The sequence below is a fragment of the Nocardia sp. XZ_19_231 genome, from assembly GCF_015355705.1.
GTDB classification, from domain to species: domain Bacteria; phylum Actinomycetota; class Actinomycetes; order Mycobacteriales; family Mycobacteriaceae; genus Nocardia; species Nocardia salmonicida.
Genome location: NZ_JACUZI010000004.1, coordinates 193,686 through 208,888, shown reverse-complemented (window position 1 = coordinate 208,888; position 15,203 = coordinate 193,686). Strand labels below are relative to the sequence as shown.

Sequence of the window (15,203 nt, the reverse complement as noted above, 5' to 3'; positions counted from 1 at the left end):
GCGGGGGTTGACCGAACTTCGTGACTAGCATAGCTTGGAAAGCGCATTCCGACGCTGACTTGTCCACTCGACGTGTGCGGGTCCATCCGCACCGTCCACGACCCATTCTGCGGTCGTCAGCCACGCAAATCAGAAGAGGCACATACCAATGCCCGATTCCACCACTCCCCCGCGCACGCTCCGCATCGCCATGAACGGCGTCACCGGTCGCATGGGTTACCGCCAGCACCTCATGCGGTCGATCCTGCCGATCCGCGACGGCGGTGGCCTGCTGCTCGCGGACGGCACCCGCGTCCAGGTCGAGCCGATCCTGGTCGGCCGCAATGCCGCCAAGCTGGCCGAACTCGCCGAAGAACACGGCATCGCCGAATGGAGCACCGACGCCGCCGCGGTCATCGCCGACCCGTCGATCGATATCTACTTCGACGCGCAGGTCACCTCGCGGCGCGCCGAGGCGCTCACCGCGGCGATGAAGGCGGGCAAGCACGTCTTCACCGAGAAGCCGACCGCCGAAACGCTGGCCGAGGCCGTCGAACTCGCCAGGGTCGCCGCGAACGCGGGCATCACCGCGGGGGTCGTGCACGACAAGCTCTACCTGCCCGGCCTGGTGAAGTTGCGCAGGCTCGTCGACGAAGGCTTCTTCGGTCGAATCCTGTCGCTGCGCGGCGAATTCGGTTACTGGGTCTTCGAGGGCGACGGTCAACCCGCCCAGCGGCCCAGTTGGAACTATCGAGCCGAAGACGGCGGCGGCATCGTCGTCGACATGTTCTGTCACTGGAACTACGTGCTCGAGGGCCTGCTCGGTAAGGTCGAGGCGGTCACCGCGAAGGCGACGACCCACATCCCCACCCGATGGGACGAACAGCGCGAGCCCTACCCGGCCACCGCCGACGACGCCGCCTACGGGATCTTCGAGATGGAGAACGGCGTTGTCGCACAAATCAATTCGTCGTGGGCGGTGCGCGTGTACCGCGATGAGCTCGTCGAGTTCCAGATCGACGGAACACACGGCTCCGCCGTCGCCGGCCTGCGCAAGTGCGTTGCCCAGCACCGCTCGCATACGCCCAAGCCGGTCTGGAATCCCGATCTCCCGGTCACCGAGCCGTTCCGCGATCAGTGGTTGGAGGTCCCCGCGAATGCGGAGCTGGACAACGGCTTCAAGCTGCAGTGGGAGGAGTTCCTCGCCGACGTGGTGAACGAACGGCCGCACCGCTACGGGCTGCTGTCGGCCGCACGCGGCGTTCAGCTGGCCGAACTGGGACTGCGCAGCTCCGCCGAAGGCCGTCGGCTCGAGATCCCGGAGGTCACGCTGTGACCTCGACATCCACGGGTGTGTCGGTGGTGCTGCCCGTCGACGGCCGACTCGAACCGTACGTTCTCGGTGCGCCAGGTGTGTGGACGCGGCCGAAGCGACCGATCATCTCGCGCGTGGCTTTCGCTGCCGCGCATGTGATTCCGCGTGCGGCGGGCGACAACACACCGGGTGCGCCCGCTGCTGTCGACTGGGAAGCGACGCTGGCCTACCGGCACGAATTGTGGTCCTACGGACTCGGTGTCGCCGATGCCATGGACACCGCACAGCGCGGGATGGGCCTGGACTGGCGGGCGACCGCGGAATTGATCCGCCGATCGGGCGGCGAGGCGGCATCGGTGGGCGGCAGACTCGCCTGCGGTGCGGGCACCGATCAACTCGACCTCGCCGGACTCCCCTCCGGATCGGCGGGGCTGGCCAGGATCGTCGACGCCTACCGCGAGCAGATCGACGTGGTGACCGAGGCAGGCGCGCAGGTGATCCTGATGGCCTCGCGGGCACTCGTGCAGGTCGCGCAGTCGAAGGCCGACTACCTCTACGTCTACGAGAAACTGCTGGCCGGTGTCGATCGACCGGTGATCCTCCACTGGCTCGGCACCATGTTCGATCCCGCGCTGCACGGCTATTGGGGCAGCGCAGATATCGACACCGCCACCGAAACCTTTCGCACGCTCATCGAGAACAACAGATCGAAGATCGACGGGGTCAAGGTCTCACTGCTCGACGCGGCCCACGAGGTCGCACTGCGACGCGCGCTGCCCGAAGGGGTACGGCTCTACACCGGCGACGATTTCAACTACCCCGAGCTGATCATCGGTGACGCGCAAGGACATTCGGATGCTTTGCTCGGCATCTTCGCGGCGATCTACCCGGCCGCGTCCACCGCGTTACAGGAACTCGACAACGGCAATGCGGCGCGCGCGTCGCAGATCCTCGGCGCCACACAGGAACTCGGGCGCCATATCTTCGCCGCACCGACCTACTACTACAAGACGGGCATCGCGTTCCTGTCGTGGCTCAACGGTCAGCAAGCGGGCTTCTCGATGGTGGCGGGGCTGTCCACCGGTCGATCCGTGCCGCATCTGGCCGAATTGTTCCGGCTCGCGGACAAGGCCGGGCTGCTGTCGGACCCGGAACTGGCCGCGCACCGCATGCGGCTCTACCTCGAACTGAACGGACTCGGCTCATGACATCGGTTGCGGCACAGCACATGCCATACGACCTGGCCGATCCGTATCGGTCGCTGTCGTTGAACACGGCGACGACCAAGAGGTGGACCCTCGCCGAGGCGGTGGACGGTGCCGCCCGTGCCGGGCTCGGCGCGGTCGGACTGTGGCGCGACCGGGTCGACGAGATCGGTGTCGCCGCGGCGGCGAAGATCGTCGCCGACGCGGGGTTGCGTGTGTCCAGTCTGTGCCGCGGTGGCTTCCTGACCGAGCCGGGCGACGGCCGGGCGGCACTCGACGACAACCGCCGTGCCATCGACGATGCCGCGACGCTGGCCACGCGGGAACTGGTCATGGTGATGGGCGGTATTCCCGACCGCGACCTCGCTGCCGCGCGGGCACGGGTCGAAGAGCGGCTCGCCGTGCTGGTTCCGTATGCCGCCGAACGTGGAGTCCGCATCGCCCTGGAGGCGCTGCACCCGATGTTCTGCGCGGACCGCGCGGTGATTTCCACACTGGCACAGGCATTGTCGATGGCGCAGCCGTATTCGGCGCAGACCGTGGGTGTCGTGGTCGACACCTTCCATCTCTGGTGGGATCCGACCCTGGAACAACAGATCGCCCAAGCCGGTGCGTCGGGACGGATCAGCTCGTATCAGGTGTGTGACTGGCTGAACCCGATGACCGCCGATCCGCTGTTGTCGCGGGGCATGATGGGCGAGGGCGTCATCGACTTCGCGACTATCGGTCAGTGGGTTCGCACCGCCGGTTACCGCGGCGACGTCGAGGTCGAAATCTTCAATGCCGCGGTCTGGGCCGCCGACGGCCATGAAGTGATCGAGACGATGAAGCAGCGCTACCGAGATCTGGTCCTTCCGTCCCTGGTGGGCTGAACCGGACGCGGGCGCATTTGGGTCGGCTGGAAACTCCCATCGACACGGGTAGGCCGGTAACGTTGGCAAGTGGCCAACTATGAGGAGACGACGGCGATGCCGAAGATTGTTTTGTTCGGGGCAACCGGGTACACCGGACGCCTGACAGCCGAAGTCCTCACCGCACGCGGCGCTTCGCCCGTGCTGGCGGGACGCAACGGGGCCGCGCTCGACAAGCTCGCCGCCGACCTCGGCGGCGCGCAGACCGCGGTCGCCGACGTCACCGACCCTGCTTCCGTGCGGGCTCTGCTCGGTCGCGGCGATGTGCTGGTGACGACGGTCGGCCCGTTCCTGCGCCACGGCCGTCCAGCGCTGGACGCGGCGATCGCCGCCGGCGCGCACTACTTCGACTCCACCGGCGAAGGTCCTTTCATCCGCACCGTGTTCGAGCACGACGAGCAAGCCCGCGCCGCCGGGTCAGGTCTGCTCAGCGCGTTCGGGTTCGACTACGTGCCGGGCAACCTGGCCGCTGGGCTGGCCTTGCGTGAGGCGCCGACCGCTGTTCGTGTCGACGTCGGCTACTTCATGGAGAAGCCGAGTACCAGTGGCGGTACCCGCGCGTCCATGGCGGGAATGTTGTTCGAACCCGGCTTCGCCCTGCGCGCCGGTCAGGTGGTCGCGCAGCGCACCGGCGCACGCCTGCGTTCCTTCGATGTGGCGGGAAAGAACCTGACCGGTACCTCGATCCCGGGCTCGGAGCATTTCGCGCTGACTCGCTCCTACCCGAACCTGCGTGAGGTCGACGTCTTCCTCGGCTTGCCTCCGCTTGCCGCACAGGGGTTGCGCGCGAGTTCGCGACTGACCGCGGTCGTCGCGAAGGTGCCGCCGCTCAAGCGAGGACTCGACGAAGCCCTGGCCCGAATCGTCAAGGGCTCCAACGGCGGTCCCGGCGCCGAGACTCGCGGCCGCAACCGCACCTGGGTAGTCGCCGAAGCGCGCGACGACGCCGGGAAGACTCTGGCGAGCGTCACCCTGGAGGGTGGCGACCCCTATGAGTTCACCGCGGCGATCCTGGCCTGGGCAGCCGACACAGCACTGGGCGGCGGCTTGCTCCACTCCGGCGCGCTGGGCCCGGTCGACGCGTTCGGCCTCGACGCGCTCTACACCGCCGCCCTCGACGCGGGCTGGACCCGCCTTTCAGCCACCTCTACGAGCTGAACGGGCAGTTCCGCTATTGCCGGGTTCTCGGTGCCGTGGGTGTCACCGAAGGAGCCCGTGCCTCGCTGCGATGCTGGTCCCACCAGGAGGGGCCGTCATCGTGGGAGGGGTTCGGGTCCTTCGGCGGCATCGACGTGCTCGGTATGCCGAGGACCCGTAGTCGCCAATCGTCCTCACGGATCGCGGCCACGATACGGACGGGAACGACTGCCGTGAGCAACAGGTAGTTACCCACGCAGATCATCAGACAGATCGGCGGAATGGAAACTACGATCGCGGTCCCGAGGGTTCCCATCTCGATCGGATCGCGGGAGATGGCAAGGAGGTTTCCGCAGATACTGCACAGCACGGCGGCGACGAGCAACAACTCGTAGACCCGCACCAGGGAGGTGGCCTTCTCGTCGCGGATACCTACCAGCGTGATGAAGGTGCAGGCGACGAGTGCGACGGTGAGACCGACCACCACCGGCCACAGCCAGGTCAGGTGCTCGGCGACTCCCGCCACCCGCGCGAGGGTGGAGGTGAAGGTGAAGGATGCGATCGCGGCAGCGACAACCAACGCTGACCCTAAGCCCACAAGCAGCTTCGGCACCGTGACTGGAATAGGGCGGGGGAAAGGGTCCGTGTGGTCCATCAGGCTCCATCCTACGGTCTACGGTCACCAAACATGCACGCACTCAACAGAGTACGGCCACACACGCCGTAAGACGCCGTAGAAATCGTCACGGGAGCGGTCACCACCCGCTCACAGGGCCTACTTCGACTGCCCCAGGAGCGCTTCGACGGCACGCTCGGCGCTCTGGACGGCGCTTTCCATCGTGGCCGACCAGTCGGTGCGAGTCCAGTCGCCGGCGAGCATCAGATTCGGGACCGAGGTGCGCTGTCCCGGGCGCAGATCGTCGGTGCCGAGAACCTGCGAGAAGGTCGCCTTCGGCATCTTCACCACATGGCCGGTCACGACTTTCGCGTCGGCGGCCTCCGGGTAGTAGCGGCGGATGAGATCCATCTGCTCGGTGAGGATCTCGTCGTTGCTCTTGTGGATCTGCTCGTAGGCGCCACTGGTGGTCAGGCAGTACAGCCAGGTGCCGTCGGGGGTGCGGTTGTGCATGCGCTGACGGTCGAAGACCTGATCGATCACGCCGGTGCCGCCGATGAGCGCCTCCATGGCCGACTTCGTCTTCAGCGGCCGGTCCAGATACAGGTTCGTGCTCACGATCGGGGTGACGCCCAGTTTGTCTGCGGCGGCATAGATTTCGGCGTGTTCGGGCAGGTCGTCGAGGAGTCCGCCGATATTGGAGTTCGGCACGGCACAGATCACCGCGTCGGCCTCGATCACCGAGCCGTCCGCCAGCTGCACACCGGTCGCCTTACCGTCGGCGATGACGACCTTGCGGGCCACCGCCCGATAGCGCACGTCGACCCCATAGCGCTCGAAGACCTTCTTCGCACCATCGATGTAGAGGGTGTCCAGGTCTACGGTGGGATAGCCGATCGTGACCCCCGCCCGGTCCTGCATCCCGATCCGAACCCCGGTAGCCAGCACATCGGCGAACACCTTCGCCGACTCGATGTGCACCGGCTCGGCCGCGATGCCGAGTGCGAGCCAATCCCACAGGGCCTCACGGGCTTTCGCGGGCATGCCGACGCGCTGGAACCACTGTTCGGTCGTGATGTCGGCGAGGTCCTTCGGCTGCCACAGCGCCTGACGAACCAGCTGCAGCGCGGATCTCAACGCGCGCAGCTTCTCGAGCGGGCCCGCGTCGGGATGGGCGCCCATCAGCGTGCGCCATGCCCCGAAGCCCTTCGTGTACAACATCACCGCGCGCCCACCCGGCCAGCGCAGACTCCCCGCGCCGGGAAATTCCACGTACTGGCGGGTGCCGACGCTGTCCAGGTACCGCCACAGGCTGCGATATCCGCTGGCCACCACGTGCTGGCCGTTGTCGGGCAGGTCGTCCACCTCGGCGACGTGCATGGCCTGTGTGCGTCCACCCAATCGGGCGCGCCGCTCCAGCAGGGTCACTTGTTTGCCTGCCTCCGCCAGCCACACCGCGGCTGCCAGGCCCGCCAGGCCTCCCCCGATGACGACGAACCGACGAGGGTCATGTACATCCACCATTGATGCAATGTATCGCTAACTCTCTCTTTGCATCAAGGAATGGCCGGTTCGGATCGACCTCCCCTCACCGTGGGTCAGTTCTGTTTCAGGCTGCCCACCGTGAGCGATCCGCTCGCCGGGGTCTGTCCCTTCTCTGCCGCGCGGACGTAGCTGTCGGGATCCTTGTCGACGGACCGCACGCCGGCGTAGTTGCGTGCTTCGTAGGCGGCGAAGGTGACGGCAAGCTGATGGCGCTGCGACAGGCCGGCCAAGCGCCGGAAGTCGGTGAGGCCTTCGCGTTCCTCCTCGGCCATGTGGTCGCTGTTGGCGAGGTTGGCTGCCGCGACAGCGGCGTACCAGTCGTCGGTGCCGACTTTGTGACGCGCCACGTCGGCCACCGCGTCCCTGATGTCGTTGTGGTCATGGATGGCGTCGAGCGTCTCGTCCTCCACCGCGCTCGTGCGCTTCGCCGCGATCCCCGTTTGCAGCAACGCGGGGTAGAAGATCTCCTCCTCCGCCTGCGCATGGAGCTCCAGAAAGGCCGCGAGCCTGTCCCAGATCGCCGACAGCGCGCCGGTCTCCGTGCGGTTGATCTGTTCCAAGATCGCGAACAGTCGGCGCTGCTCGCGGTGGTCATCAAGGATCAGCTCGGTAATGTCCACGATTTTCCTCCCTGATACGGCTGGTCAGGTCAGCGCCGACGTTAACGCACCGTCGGCGTTTCCGGTCCGCACCAGCCCGAGTTTCCGGCGCCGAGTCGGGATCGGAACCGGGCGACCTGCTCTTCGCCGCCGCGACCCTGCCCGACGAGACAGCGGCCGCCATCGTCGAACTGCATTCGGGCGCGGTGGAGGTCTACCCGCGCCGACACGGTTGAACCAGATCGGAGCGGCACACCTGTATCAGGAAGCGTCGGTGGCGAATTCGGCGAGACGTGTGGAGACCACCTCGGGTCGTCCGTCGTTCTGATGGGCGGCGGCGGTGAGGACGTCGATGTGGTTGTAGCCCGGGAGGTGGACCACTTCGTCCCGGGGACTTCCCGAGTCTGCGACCGGGATACCACCGCTGCTGCGGAAAGTCAGGATGGGGTTGCGATCCACGCCGTCGAGGTGGATGTGATGACCGGCGAACGACGGTGCTGTCGTCTGTTGGAGGTCGAGGCTGAGACGGGTGGGGAAATACCATTCGGTGAAGTCGAGTGGCGGTTCGCAGAGACTGCGGGCCAGTTCACCGATGGCGGTCACTTCACTGTTCGGGGATGTATAGGGGGCGGTCAGTTCCGCTGTGTCGTCGTAATCTGCCCAGCGGTAGAGGGTGTCAGGGTGGTAGACGGTCGGCGAAACCTTCGGTGCGTCGCCGAACATGCCCATCGCCGACGGGCTCAGCGCGATCGAATCCGGGAGAGGAAAGGATTTCGGGCCGATCGGGCCGCCGGTGGGGAAACCCACACTCGCTTGGAGGAATCCGAGTGGCTGGGAATTGTCGTCGAGGATCGCGCCGAGCACGGCTTCGTTGGTGGCGTTCAGGTCTCGCACATCCGGTCGTCCGGTGACGAACATGGCGGCGTCCTGAGAGAGCAGAGTTCGCAGGGTCGCGGCGATGTTGGGATTGTCGGGCAGTCGTCGGACGAGGTCGTTGACGCCGTCGGGACTCAGTCTGGCCGCGAGGCCCGCCAAGGCGAGGAGATTGGTGGTTTCGGGGTTGATCACCGCGGGCAGCCGTAAGACCGGCAGCGCGGTATCGAGTTGCAGTGAAACGGCTTCCACCACTCCGGCGATCGGTGCGGGAAGCTCGGGGACCTGAAGGCCACGCAGGCTCAGTCCGGCTTGAATGGTGGTGTCGAGCGCGAAATAGCCGGAGCACTGGTTGTATCCGGCGTCCTCGGTGGTCGCCGGATTCCCGTCGAAGTCCCACTCCGCGAAATAGCCGGTGACGAAGCCGCCCAGCGAATGCCCGCCGCACAGTACCTTTTGCTTGCGCACCGCTTGGTCGGGGAATTCGATCCGCAGCACGTCGTATTCGTCGCGCAGGGTTTGTGCGAGTCCCTGATCGCGCAACCACGCTGTTGCCGCGCCCTCGGCGTACCCGCTGAACCGGCGACCCTCGGCCTCGGCGCCGCGGAAGTAGTAGTCCGCCGCGGTATCGAATGATCCGGTCCGTAAGGCCGCGGCGACCCCGGTGTGGTCCTCCAGGCAGTTCGACCGACGATCCAGTGCCCAGAATTCGATGTATCTTCCCGACTCGGCGGCCAGCGCGACGGTGTTGCGCGCCACGCTGTCGAAAGCGCCCGCACCCTCGAAGACGCCAGGTTGCGCGACCAGGACACGCTCGGCGTCGGCCGAGGACCGCGGTCCCTCCACCGCTCGCCACCGCAGATACGACAGCGTGTCGCACGCCTGCGGATGCGGCAGGCTGCCCGGCGGCAACGGCACCGCGAGAGTGACTTTCGATGCGACGACCGACGTCACCGGCGACGAAGTCGCGTACACCGTTTCCGTGCGGCCGGGCACCTCACCACGCGCGATCGGTGTCGCGGCAGACACCCCGATTGCGGCCATCGCCACTGCTGTCACTAATGCCGAGACGCTGTTTCGCCGAAGTCGCATACGAATATTCCTTCATTCACGGTCACCGCTATCGAACCCTGTCCCACTGTGGGGCAACAGGAATAGGCCCGCACCTGTTTTCGATCACAACAGCGAGCCGAACGAAGCCCACCGGCATCACAACGAACTCCCGGGTCCGAGCCCACTTTTCCGGTCGCAGAATGGCATGACAGAACTGTCGGCACTTCGCCACAGCAATGCGTTCATCGATTGAATGGTCCGGAGCCACGACGTTTCAAAGTCATGGAGAGTTCGTGGGCGTGGCGGAGCAACAGCGTACCCAGCACATCGTGACGCTCGGCGCGGAATCGGCTCTCGACCCCGGTAAGACTCAAGGCCCACCGCGGCTCGTCGCGGCGGTCGAACACCGCCGCTGCCATTCCCCAGCTTCCCTCGACAAGCAGGCCCGGATTCACGCACCAGCCGGTTTCTCGGGTCGCGTCCATCCGCGGCACGAGCTCGGCACGAGTATGACTCGCACCCCACTGCGCACTCAGGTCGGTGCGGTCGAGATAGTCCTCGATATCGCGATCGGGTAGGTGCGCGAGGATCGCCAGGCCTGCTGAGGCGACACCGAGCGGGAAGCGGATGCCGACGTGCAGCACGTGTGAGCGCAGGGGAAAGCTGCCTTCCTCGCCCGCCAGGCACACCGTCTCGTCGCCGCGCCGGGCGGACAGGAACGCACTCTCCCCGGTCTCGCGGGCGAGCTCACGCAGCACGGGACGCGCCACATCGGTGATGTCGTAGCGCTCGGCCGCGAGCGAACCCATGAGGAACAGTTCCGGTCCGAGAAACCACAGGCCCGAGCCCGCGTCGCGGTCGAGAAAACCCTCCTCGGCCAGCGCGGAGAGCAACCGGTGCGCGGTAGGTCGCGCGAGGTCGGCCCGCCGTGCCAAATCACTGGTCGACACCCCTACATCGCCACCGGCGGCCACCGCACGCAACAGCGACGCCGCGCGCCCGAGCACAGATGGATTCGGCTCACTACTCACGCCCCCATCCTACGTCCACTCAATGGACGACATGACCCCAACCTGTCCACTCGCCGAGCAATTTCGTCTCCCTTAGATATCTATCTTGCCAGCATGAGCCACTGAAGTGTTCTGTGAGCACGACGGAAACAAGCGTCCGAGGAATGAACGGTCAGACGAGAGGCAAGGCACGGATGAACTCGAAAGTGGTGGATACGGCAGTCGCCGCCGTGGCCGATATCGGCTCCGGGGCGACGTTGGCCGTCGGCGGGTTCGGGTTGTGCGGTGTCCCGGATGCGCTGATCGCGGCGATCACCGAGGGCGGGGCCACCGACTTCGCGGTGTTCTCCAACAACTGCGGCGTCGACGACTACGGCCTGGGGATCTTGTTGTCGGCCGGGCGGATCGCACGGGTGACCGCCTCGTATGTGGGTGAGAACAAGGAGTTCGCGCGCCAGTACCTCGGCGGTGAACTCGAGGTGGAACTGATCCCGCAGGGCACCCTCGCCGAGCGACTGCGGGCCGGCGGCGCGGGCATACCCGCCTTCTACACCCCGGCCGGCGTCGGGACCCCGATCAGCGACGGCGGCCTGCCGTGGCGCTACGCACCGGACGGGTCGGTGGCGCTGGCCTCACCACCGAAGGAAGTCCGCGAGTTCGGACACCGCCGCTACGTCCTCGAAGAATCCATCGTCGCCGATTTCGCCCTCGTTCACGCCGCCGTCGGCGACACCGAGGGAAACCTGGTTTTCGAGAAGTCGGCCCTGAACTTCAACCCGCTGGTCGCGATGGCCGGTCGGATCACCATCGCCCAGGTCGAGCGGCTCGTCCCGGCCGGTGAGCTCGACCCTGCACACGTTCACCTTCCGGGGGTATTCGTCCAGCGCATCGTGCACACCGGCGCCCAGGACAAACGCATCGAGAAGCGGACCGTTCGACAGGAGGCCACCCGATGAGCTGGACACGCACAGAAATGGCCGCCCGCGCGGCACAGGAACTCTCGCCCGGGGAGTACGTCAACCTCGGCATCGGCCTACCCACCCTGATCCCGAACCACCTGCCCGATGGCGTCGCGGTGGTGCTGCACAGCGAGAACGGCATCCTCGGCACCGGCCCCTACCCGCAGGACGACGACGTCGACCCCGATCTGATCAACGCGGGCAAAGAGACGGTGACGGTCGAACCCGGTGCCTCGTTCTTCGATTCGGCGCTCTCGTTCGGCATGATCCGAGGCGGACACATCGACACCGCAGTACTCGGCGGGATGCAGGTCTCGCGTCACGGCGATCTGGCGAACTGGATGGTGCCCGGCGCGATGGTCAAAGGCATGGGCGGCGCGATGGACCTGGTCCACGGCGCCCGCCGGGTGATCGTGCTGATGGAGCACACCACCCGCGACGGCTCGCCCAAGATCGTCGATGCGTGCACCCTGCCCCTCACCGGCAAGGCCGTTGTGCAGCGGGTGATCACCGACCTCGCTGTCCTCGATATCTCCGACGATCAGGTGATCCTGCGCGAGACCGCCCCCGGCGTGAGCGTCGAGCAGGTGCGCCGCGCCACCGGAACACCACTGACCATCGGCACCCAGCCGTTCACGCCACGATTCTGAGCGGGCTCTCGAGGAGTATCTTCAGGTTCGCCAGGAATTGGGCCGCCACCGCGCCGTCGATGGCGCGGTGGTCCGCGGACAGGGTCACGCGCAGGATCTTGCGGGCAACCACCTTCTCGCCGTCGAGGCGTAGCTCGTCGGCCGCCGCCCCGACCGCAAGGATCGCGGACTCGGGTGAGTTGATGACCGCGGTGAATTGCTCGATGCCGAACATGCCGAGGTTGGAGATGGTGAAAGTGCCGCCCGACATCTCCTCCGCGCGCAGCTTGCGATCGCGGGCGCGGGTCGCCTTGTCTCGGCTCTCGGTCGCGATCTCGGAAACGCTCTTGCGGTCCGCGTCCCGAATCACCGGAACGAGCAGCCCGGCCGGGGTCGCTACCGCGACACCGAGGTGGATTCCCCTGTGACGCAACAGCTTGTCGCCCGCGAAGCTGACATTGACCGAGCCGTCCTTTCGCAGCGCGACGGCGACCGCTTTGACGAGCAGATCGTTCACACTGACCTTGCTCTCACCCGACGCGTCCAGCGTCGCGTTGATCTGCGCCCGGAAGGCGAACAGCTCGGTCACGTCGATCGCGCTGGTCAGATAGAAGTGCGGCGCCTGCTGCTTGCTCTCGGTGAGCCGTACCGCGGAGACGCGCTGGATGTTCGTCAGCGCAACCTCCTCGAACTCCCCTGACGCCGGAACAGGTTGCACAGCAGTCACACTCATGTCACGTGACGGCGTCGCGATATCAGCGGGTGCCGCGGTGACGGCGCTGTGGGCCGCCTCCACGTCGCGTTTGGTGATCCGCCCACCCGGACCGGTGCCGACGACAGCGTCGATATCGACCCGCATCTCGCGTGCGATCTTGCGCGCCAATGGCGAGGACTTGACCACCCCGGTCCGGCGCGGGCCGACGTGCGCACCGGGCTGTGGCGCGGCGGTCGGGGCAGTCGAGGGCGTCACCGCAACACTTTTCGAATCCGCGGGTGCCGCAGTCGATGTGGTGCCGTCGCCGACGATCGCGATCGGTTCGCCGATCGCGACACGAACACCAGGCTCGGCGAGGATCTTCTCGAGAACTCCGTCGTCGTAGGCCTCGAGTTCCATCAGGGCTTTGTCGGTCTCGATTTCGGCGACGATCTCGCCGCGGGTGATCTGGTCGCCGACCTGCTTGAGCCAGGCGGAGACGACGCCGTCCTCCATGGTGTCGGAGAGCCGGGGCATGACGATTTCGGGCATGATCTTGTCCGTCCTGTTCCTGGTTCTCAGCGCCGCCGGCCGACGGCCGCCAGGGTTTCCGTCACCGCGGTGTAGAGCGATTCCGCGGACGGCAAGGCGAGCTTCTCCAGCGGCTTGGCGTAGGGCAGCGGAACCTCGGCCATGGCGACGCGACGGACCGGCGCGTCGAGGTAGTCGAACGCACCGTCGGAGATGGACGCCGCGATCTCCGCGCCGATACCGTAGGTGAGCCAGTCGTCCTCGCCGATCACCGCGCAACCGGTCTTGCGCACCGATGCCACGATGGTGTCGCGGTCCAGCGGACGCAGGCTGCGCAGGTCGATCACCTCCACCGAGATGCCCTCGCCGGCAAGACGTTGCGCGACCTCGGTCGCGACGGTGGCCATCCGCGAGTAGCCGATCAGCGTGATGTCGGTGCCCTCTCGGGTGACCGCCGCCTTGCCGATCTGGACGGGCGGAAGATCCTCGGGGACTTCGCCTTTGGTGTTGTACAGCGATAGGTTCTCCAGGAACAACACCGGATCGTCGTCGGAGATCGCCGCCTTGAGCAACGCCCGCGCATCAGCGGGAGTGCTGGGCGCCACGACCTTCAGGCCGGGCACGAAGGCGTAGTACAACTCGATATTCTGCGAATGCGTCGCCCCGAGTTGCTGGCCGCCGCCACCGGGCGTCCGGATCACCATGGGCACATTGGTCTGCCCGCCGAACATGCCGTAGATCTTCGCGGCATGGTTGACGATCTGATCCAGCGCCAGCAGCGAGAAGTTGATCGTCATGATCTCCACGACCGGACGCAAACCGAGCATCGCGGCGCCGATCGCCGCACCGACGAACCCTTCCTCGGCGATGGGGGTGTCGCGCACCCGCTTCTCGCCGAACTCCTCGAGCAGACCGGCGGTGATCTTGTAGGAGCCTTCGAAGACGCCGATCTCCTCACCGATCAGAAAAACATCGTCATCGCGGCGCATTTCTTCGCGCAGGGTTTCGCGCAGCGCTTCGCGATAGGTCATGACAGGCACAGTGGAAGTCCTCAGTGGGTGAAGAGCGGATCGGCGGGCAGACGGCGGGAATCGCCCGGCACGGGAGTGGCATAGGTGTAGTCGAACAGACTCGACGGCTCCGGATGCGGGCTCGAATCGGCGAATTCGACGGCGGCGGCGACTCCGTCGGCCACCTCGCGGTCGACATCGGCCAGCGTCTGGTCGGTCAGCACCCCGGCGGCGAGCAATCGGCGCTGCCACAGCTCGATCGGATCGTGCTCGCGCGCTGCGGCGACGGTATCGGTGCTGCGGTACTTGGCCGGGTCGACCACCGAGTGGCCCTTGAGTCGATAGCTCACCGCTTCGAGCAGCGCGGGCTTGCCTCCCCGGCGGGCGTCTTCGATGAGTTCGCTCGCCAGGTCGCGCACGGCCAGCACATCGGTGCCGTCGACCCGCTCGCCCCGCATGCGGTAGGCGGCGGCGCGCTTCCACAGATCCGGTTCGGCCGAGGACTTCTCGACCGTGGTGCCCATGCCGGTCTGGTTGTTGATCACCAGGAACACCACCGGCAGCCGCCACAGCGCCGCGATATTGAGCGACTCGTGGAACGCGCCGATGTTGGTGGTGCCTTCTCCCATCTGACACACCACGACGTCGTCGCCGTCGCGGTAGTCGATGGCCAGCGCCGCGCCGATCGCCAGGGGAACCTGTCCGCCCACGATGGCGTAGCCGCCCAGCAGCCGGGTCGCGGTGTCGTACATGTGCATCGAGCCACCCCAGCCCTTCGAGGTGCCGGTGGAGCGGCCGTAGAGCTCAGCCATCACTCGACCGGGTTCGATGCCCTTGGCCAGCGCGTAGCCGTGTTCGCGATAGTTGGTGAACAGGTAGTCGGTGGGGCGCATCGCGGCGCCCAGGCCGACCACGGTGGCTTCTTCGCCGAGGTTGAGATGGCAGTAGCCGCCGATCTTGGCCTGCTGGTAGCTCTGCGCGGTGCGCTCCTCGAAGCGTCGGATGAACAGCATGTCGCGGTAGAGACCACGCAGGATCTCGGGATTCTCGGCCGCGACAGCGGAGTCGACGTCCGAAGCGGTCTCTGTCTGCTCGCGGATGGGCTTACTCCGCGCGGTGGTCGTGGTCATGGTCTAG

The 15,203-nt window shown here is 66.5% G+C and carries 14 protein-coding genes; 6 read left to right on the top strand and 8 right to left on the bottom strand.

Annotated features, from left to right (window positions below):
* Window positions 1–148: 148 nt before the first annotated feature.
* The 4 genes from IBJ82_RS19495 to IBJ82_RS19480 all read left to right on the top strand — a co-directional run bounded on the left by IBJ82_RS19495 (window position 149) and on the right by IBJ82_RS19480 (window position 4,568).
* On the top strand, window positions 149–1,315 hold the full coding sequence (locus IBJ82_RS19495; protein WP_194827386.1) for a Gfo/Idh/MocA family protein: 1,167 nt from the start codon (window positions 149–151) through the stop codon (window positions 1,313–1,315).
* Window positions 1,312–2,502, top strand: a complete 1,191-nt coding sequence (locus tag IBJ82_RS19490) for a dihydrodipicolinate synthase family protein (protein ID WP_194827385.1) — start codon at window positions 1,312–1,314, stop codon at window positions 2,500–2,502. The genes IBJ82_RS19495 and IBJ82_RS19490 overlap by 4 nt, the downstream gene beginning before the upstream one ends.
* Window positions 2,499–3,371, top strand: a complete 873-nt coding sequence (locus IBJ82_RS19485; RefSeq protein ID WP_194827384.1) for a sugar phosphate isomerase/epimerase — start codon at window positions 2,499–2,501, stop codon at window positions 3,369–3,371. The genes IBJ82_RS19490 and IBJ82_RS19485 overlap by 4 nt, the downstream gene beginning before the upstream one ends.
* Before the next feature lie 96 nt (window positions 3,372–3,467).
* Window positions 3,468–4,568 (top strand): trans-acting enoyl reductase family protein, encoded by a 1,101-nt coding sequence (locus tag IBJ82_RS19480; protein WP_194827383.1) that lies wholly within the window; start codon window positions 3,468–3,470, stop codon window positions 4,566–4,568.
* A gap of 13 nt (window positions 4,569–4,581) precedes the next feature.
* Here IBJ82_RS19480 and IBJ82_RS19475 read toward each other — a convergent pair whose 3' ends face one another.
* From IBJ82_RS19475 to IBJ82_RS19455, 5 genes are all read right to left on the bottom strand, one after another.
* Window positions 4,582–5,127 carry a DUF2637 domain-containing protein gene (locus tag IBJ82_RS19475; RefSeq protein WP_194827382.1) on the bottom strand — a complete coding sequence of 182 codons (546 nt, stop codon included), beginning with the start codon at window positions 5,125–5,127 and terminating at the stop codon, window positions 4,582–4,584.
* A gap of 195 nt (window positions 5,128–5,322) precedes the next feature.
* Window positions 5,323–6,687: a hydroxysqualene dehydroxylase HpnE gene (gene hpnE / locus IBJ82_RS19470; RefSeq protein ID WP_194827381.1), complete on the bottom strand. Its 1,365-nt coding sequence runs from the start codon at window positions 6,685–6,687 to the stop codon at window positions 5,323–5,325.
* Between the two features lie 74 nt (window positions 6,688–6,761).
* On the bottom strand, window positions 6,762–7,328 hold the full coding sequence (locus IBJ82_RS19465) for a hemerythrin domain-containing protein (protein ID WP_370585388.1): 567 nt from the start codon (window positions 7,326–7,328) through the stop codon (window positions 6,762–6,764).
* Between the two features lie 240 nt (window positions 7,329–7,568).
* A complete protein-coding gene (locus tag IBJ82_RS19460) occupies window positions 7,569–9,224 on the bottom strand; it encodes a hypothetical protein (protein ID WP_194827380.1) in 1,656 nt (551 codons plus the stop codon).
* A 251-nt stretch (window positions 9,225–9,475) separates the two neighbouring features.
* Window positions 9,476–10,264 (bottom strand): IclR family transcriptional regulator, encoded by a 789-nt coding sequence (locus tag IBJ82_RS19455; protein ID WP_370585387.1) that lies wholly within the window; start codon window positions 10,262–10,264, stop codon window positions 9,476–9,478.
* A gap of 173 nt (window positions 10,265–10,437) precedes the next feature.
* Here IBJ82_RS19455 and IBJ82_RS19450 point away from each other — a divergent pair, with 173 nt between their 5' ends.
* Window positions 10,438–11,199: a CoA transferase subunit A gene (locus IBJ82_RS19450; RefSeq protein WP_194827379.1), complete on the top strand. Its 762-nt coding sequence runs from the start codon at window positions 10,438–10,440 to the stop codon at window positions 11,197–11,199.
* Window positions 11,196–11,852: a CoA transferase subunit B gene (locus tag IBJ82_RS19445; RefSeq protein ID WP_194827378.1), complete on the top strand. Its 657-nt coding sequence runs from the start codon at window positions 11,196–11,198 to the stop codon at window positions 11,850–11,852. The genes IBJ82_RS19450 and IBJ82_RS19445 overlap by 4 nt, the downstream gene beginning before the upstream one ends.
* Here the strand turns inward: IBJ82_RS19445 and IBJ82_RS19440 are convergent.
* The 3 genes from IBJ82_RS19440 to pdhA are packed head-to-tail and all read right to left on the bottom strand — an operon-like array spanning window position 11,836 to window position 15,196.
* Window positions 11,836–13,077, bottom strand: coding sequence for a dihydrolipoamide acetyltransferase family protein (locus IBJ82_RS19440; protein WP_194827377.1), 1,242 nt, complete (start codon window positions 13,075–13,077; stop codon window positions 11,836–11,838). The two genes, IBJ82_RS19445 and IBJ82_RS19440, sit on opposite strands and share 17 nt — an antisense overlap.
* Before the next feature lie 26 nt (window positions 13,078–13,103).
* Window positions 13,104–14,087, bottom strand: a complete 984-nt coding sequence (locus IBJ82_RS19435; protein WP_200950501.1) for an alpha-ketoacid dehydrogenase subunit beta — start codon at window positions 14,085–14,087, stop codon at window positions 13,104–13,106.
* Between the two features lie 20 nt (window positions 14,088–14,107).
* Window positions 14,108–15,196, bottom strand: coding sequence for a pyruvate dehydrogenase (acetyl-transferring) E1 component subunit alpha (gene pdhA, locus IBJ82_RS19430; protein WP_194827376.1), 1,089 nt, complete (start codon window positions 15,194–15,196; stop codon window positions 14,108–14,110).
* Window positions 15,197–15,203: the final 7 nt, after the last annotated feature.

Coding starts and splice junctions, on each gene's coding strand:
- IBJ82_RS19440 (WP_194827377.1), bottom strand. CDS start 13,077: ATGCCCGAAATCGTCATGCCCCGGCTCTCCGACACCATGGAGGACGGC.
- IBJ82_RS19450 (WP_194827379.1), top strand. CDS start 10,438: ATGAACTCGAAAGTGGTGGATACGGCAGTCGCCGCCGTGGCCGATATC.
- IBJ82_RS19480 (WP_194827383.1), top strand. CDS start 3,468: ATGCCGAAGATTGTTTTGTTCGGGGCAACCGGGTACACCGGACGCCTG.
- pdhA (WP_194827376.1), bottom strand. CDS start 15,196: ATGACCACGACCACCGCGCGGAGTAAGCCCATCCGCGAGCAGACAGAG.
- IBJ82_RS19435 (WP_200950501.1), bottom strand. CDS start 14,087: ATGACCTATCGCGAAGCGCTGCGCGAAACCCTGCGCGAAGAAATGCGC.
- IBJ82_RS19460 (WP_194827380.1), bottom strand. CDS start 9,224: ATGGCCGCAATCGGGGTGTCTGCCGCGACACCGATCGCGCGTGGTGAG.
- IBJ82_RS19445 (WP_194827378.1), top strand. CDS start 11,196: ATGAGCTGGACACGCACAGAAATGGCCGCCCGCGCGGCACAGGAACTC.
- IBJ82_RS19485 (WP_194827384.1), top strand. CDS start 2,499: ATGACATCGGTTGCGGCACAGCACATGCCATACGACCTGGCCGATCCG.
- hpnE (WP_194827381.1), bottom strand. CDS start 6,687: ATGGTGGATGTACATGACCCTCGTCGGTTCGTCGTCATCGGGGGAGGC.
- IBJ82_RS19495 (WP_194827386.1), top strand. CDS start 149: ATGCCCGATTCCACCACTCCCCCGCGCACGCTCCGCATCGCCATGAAC.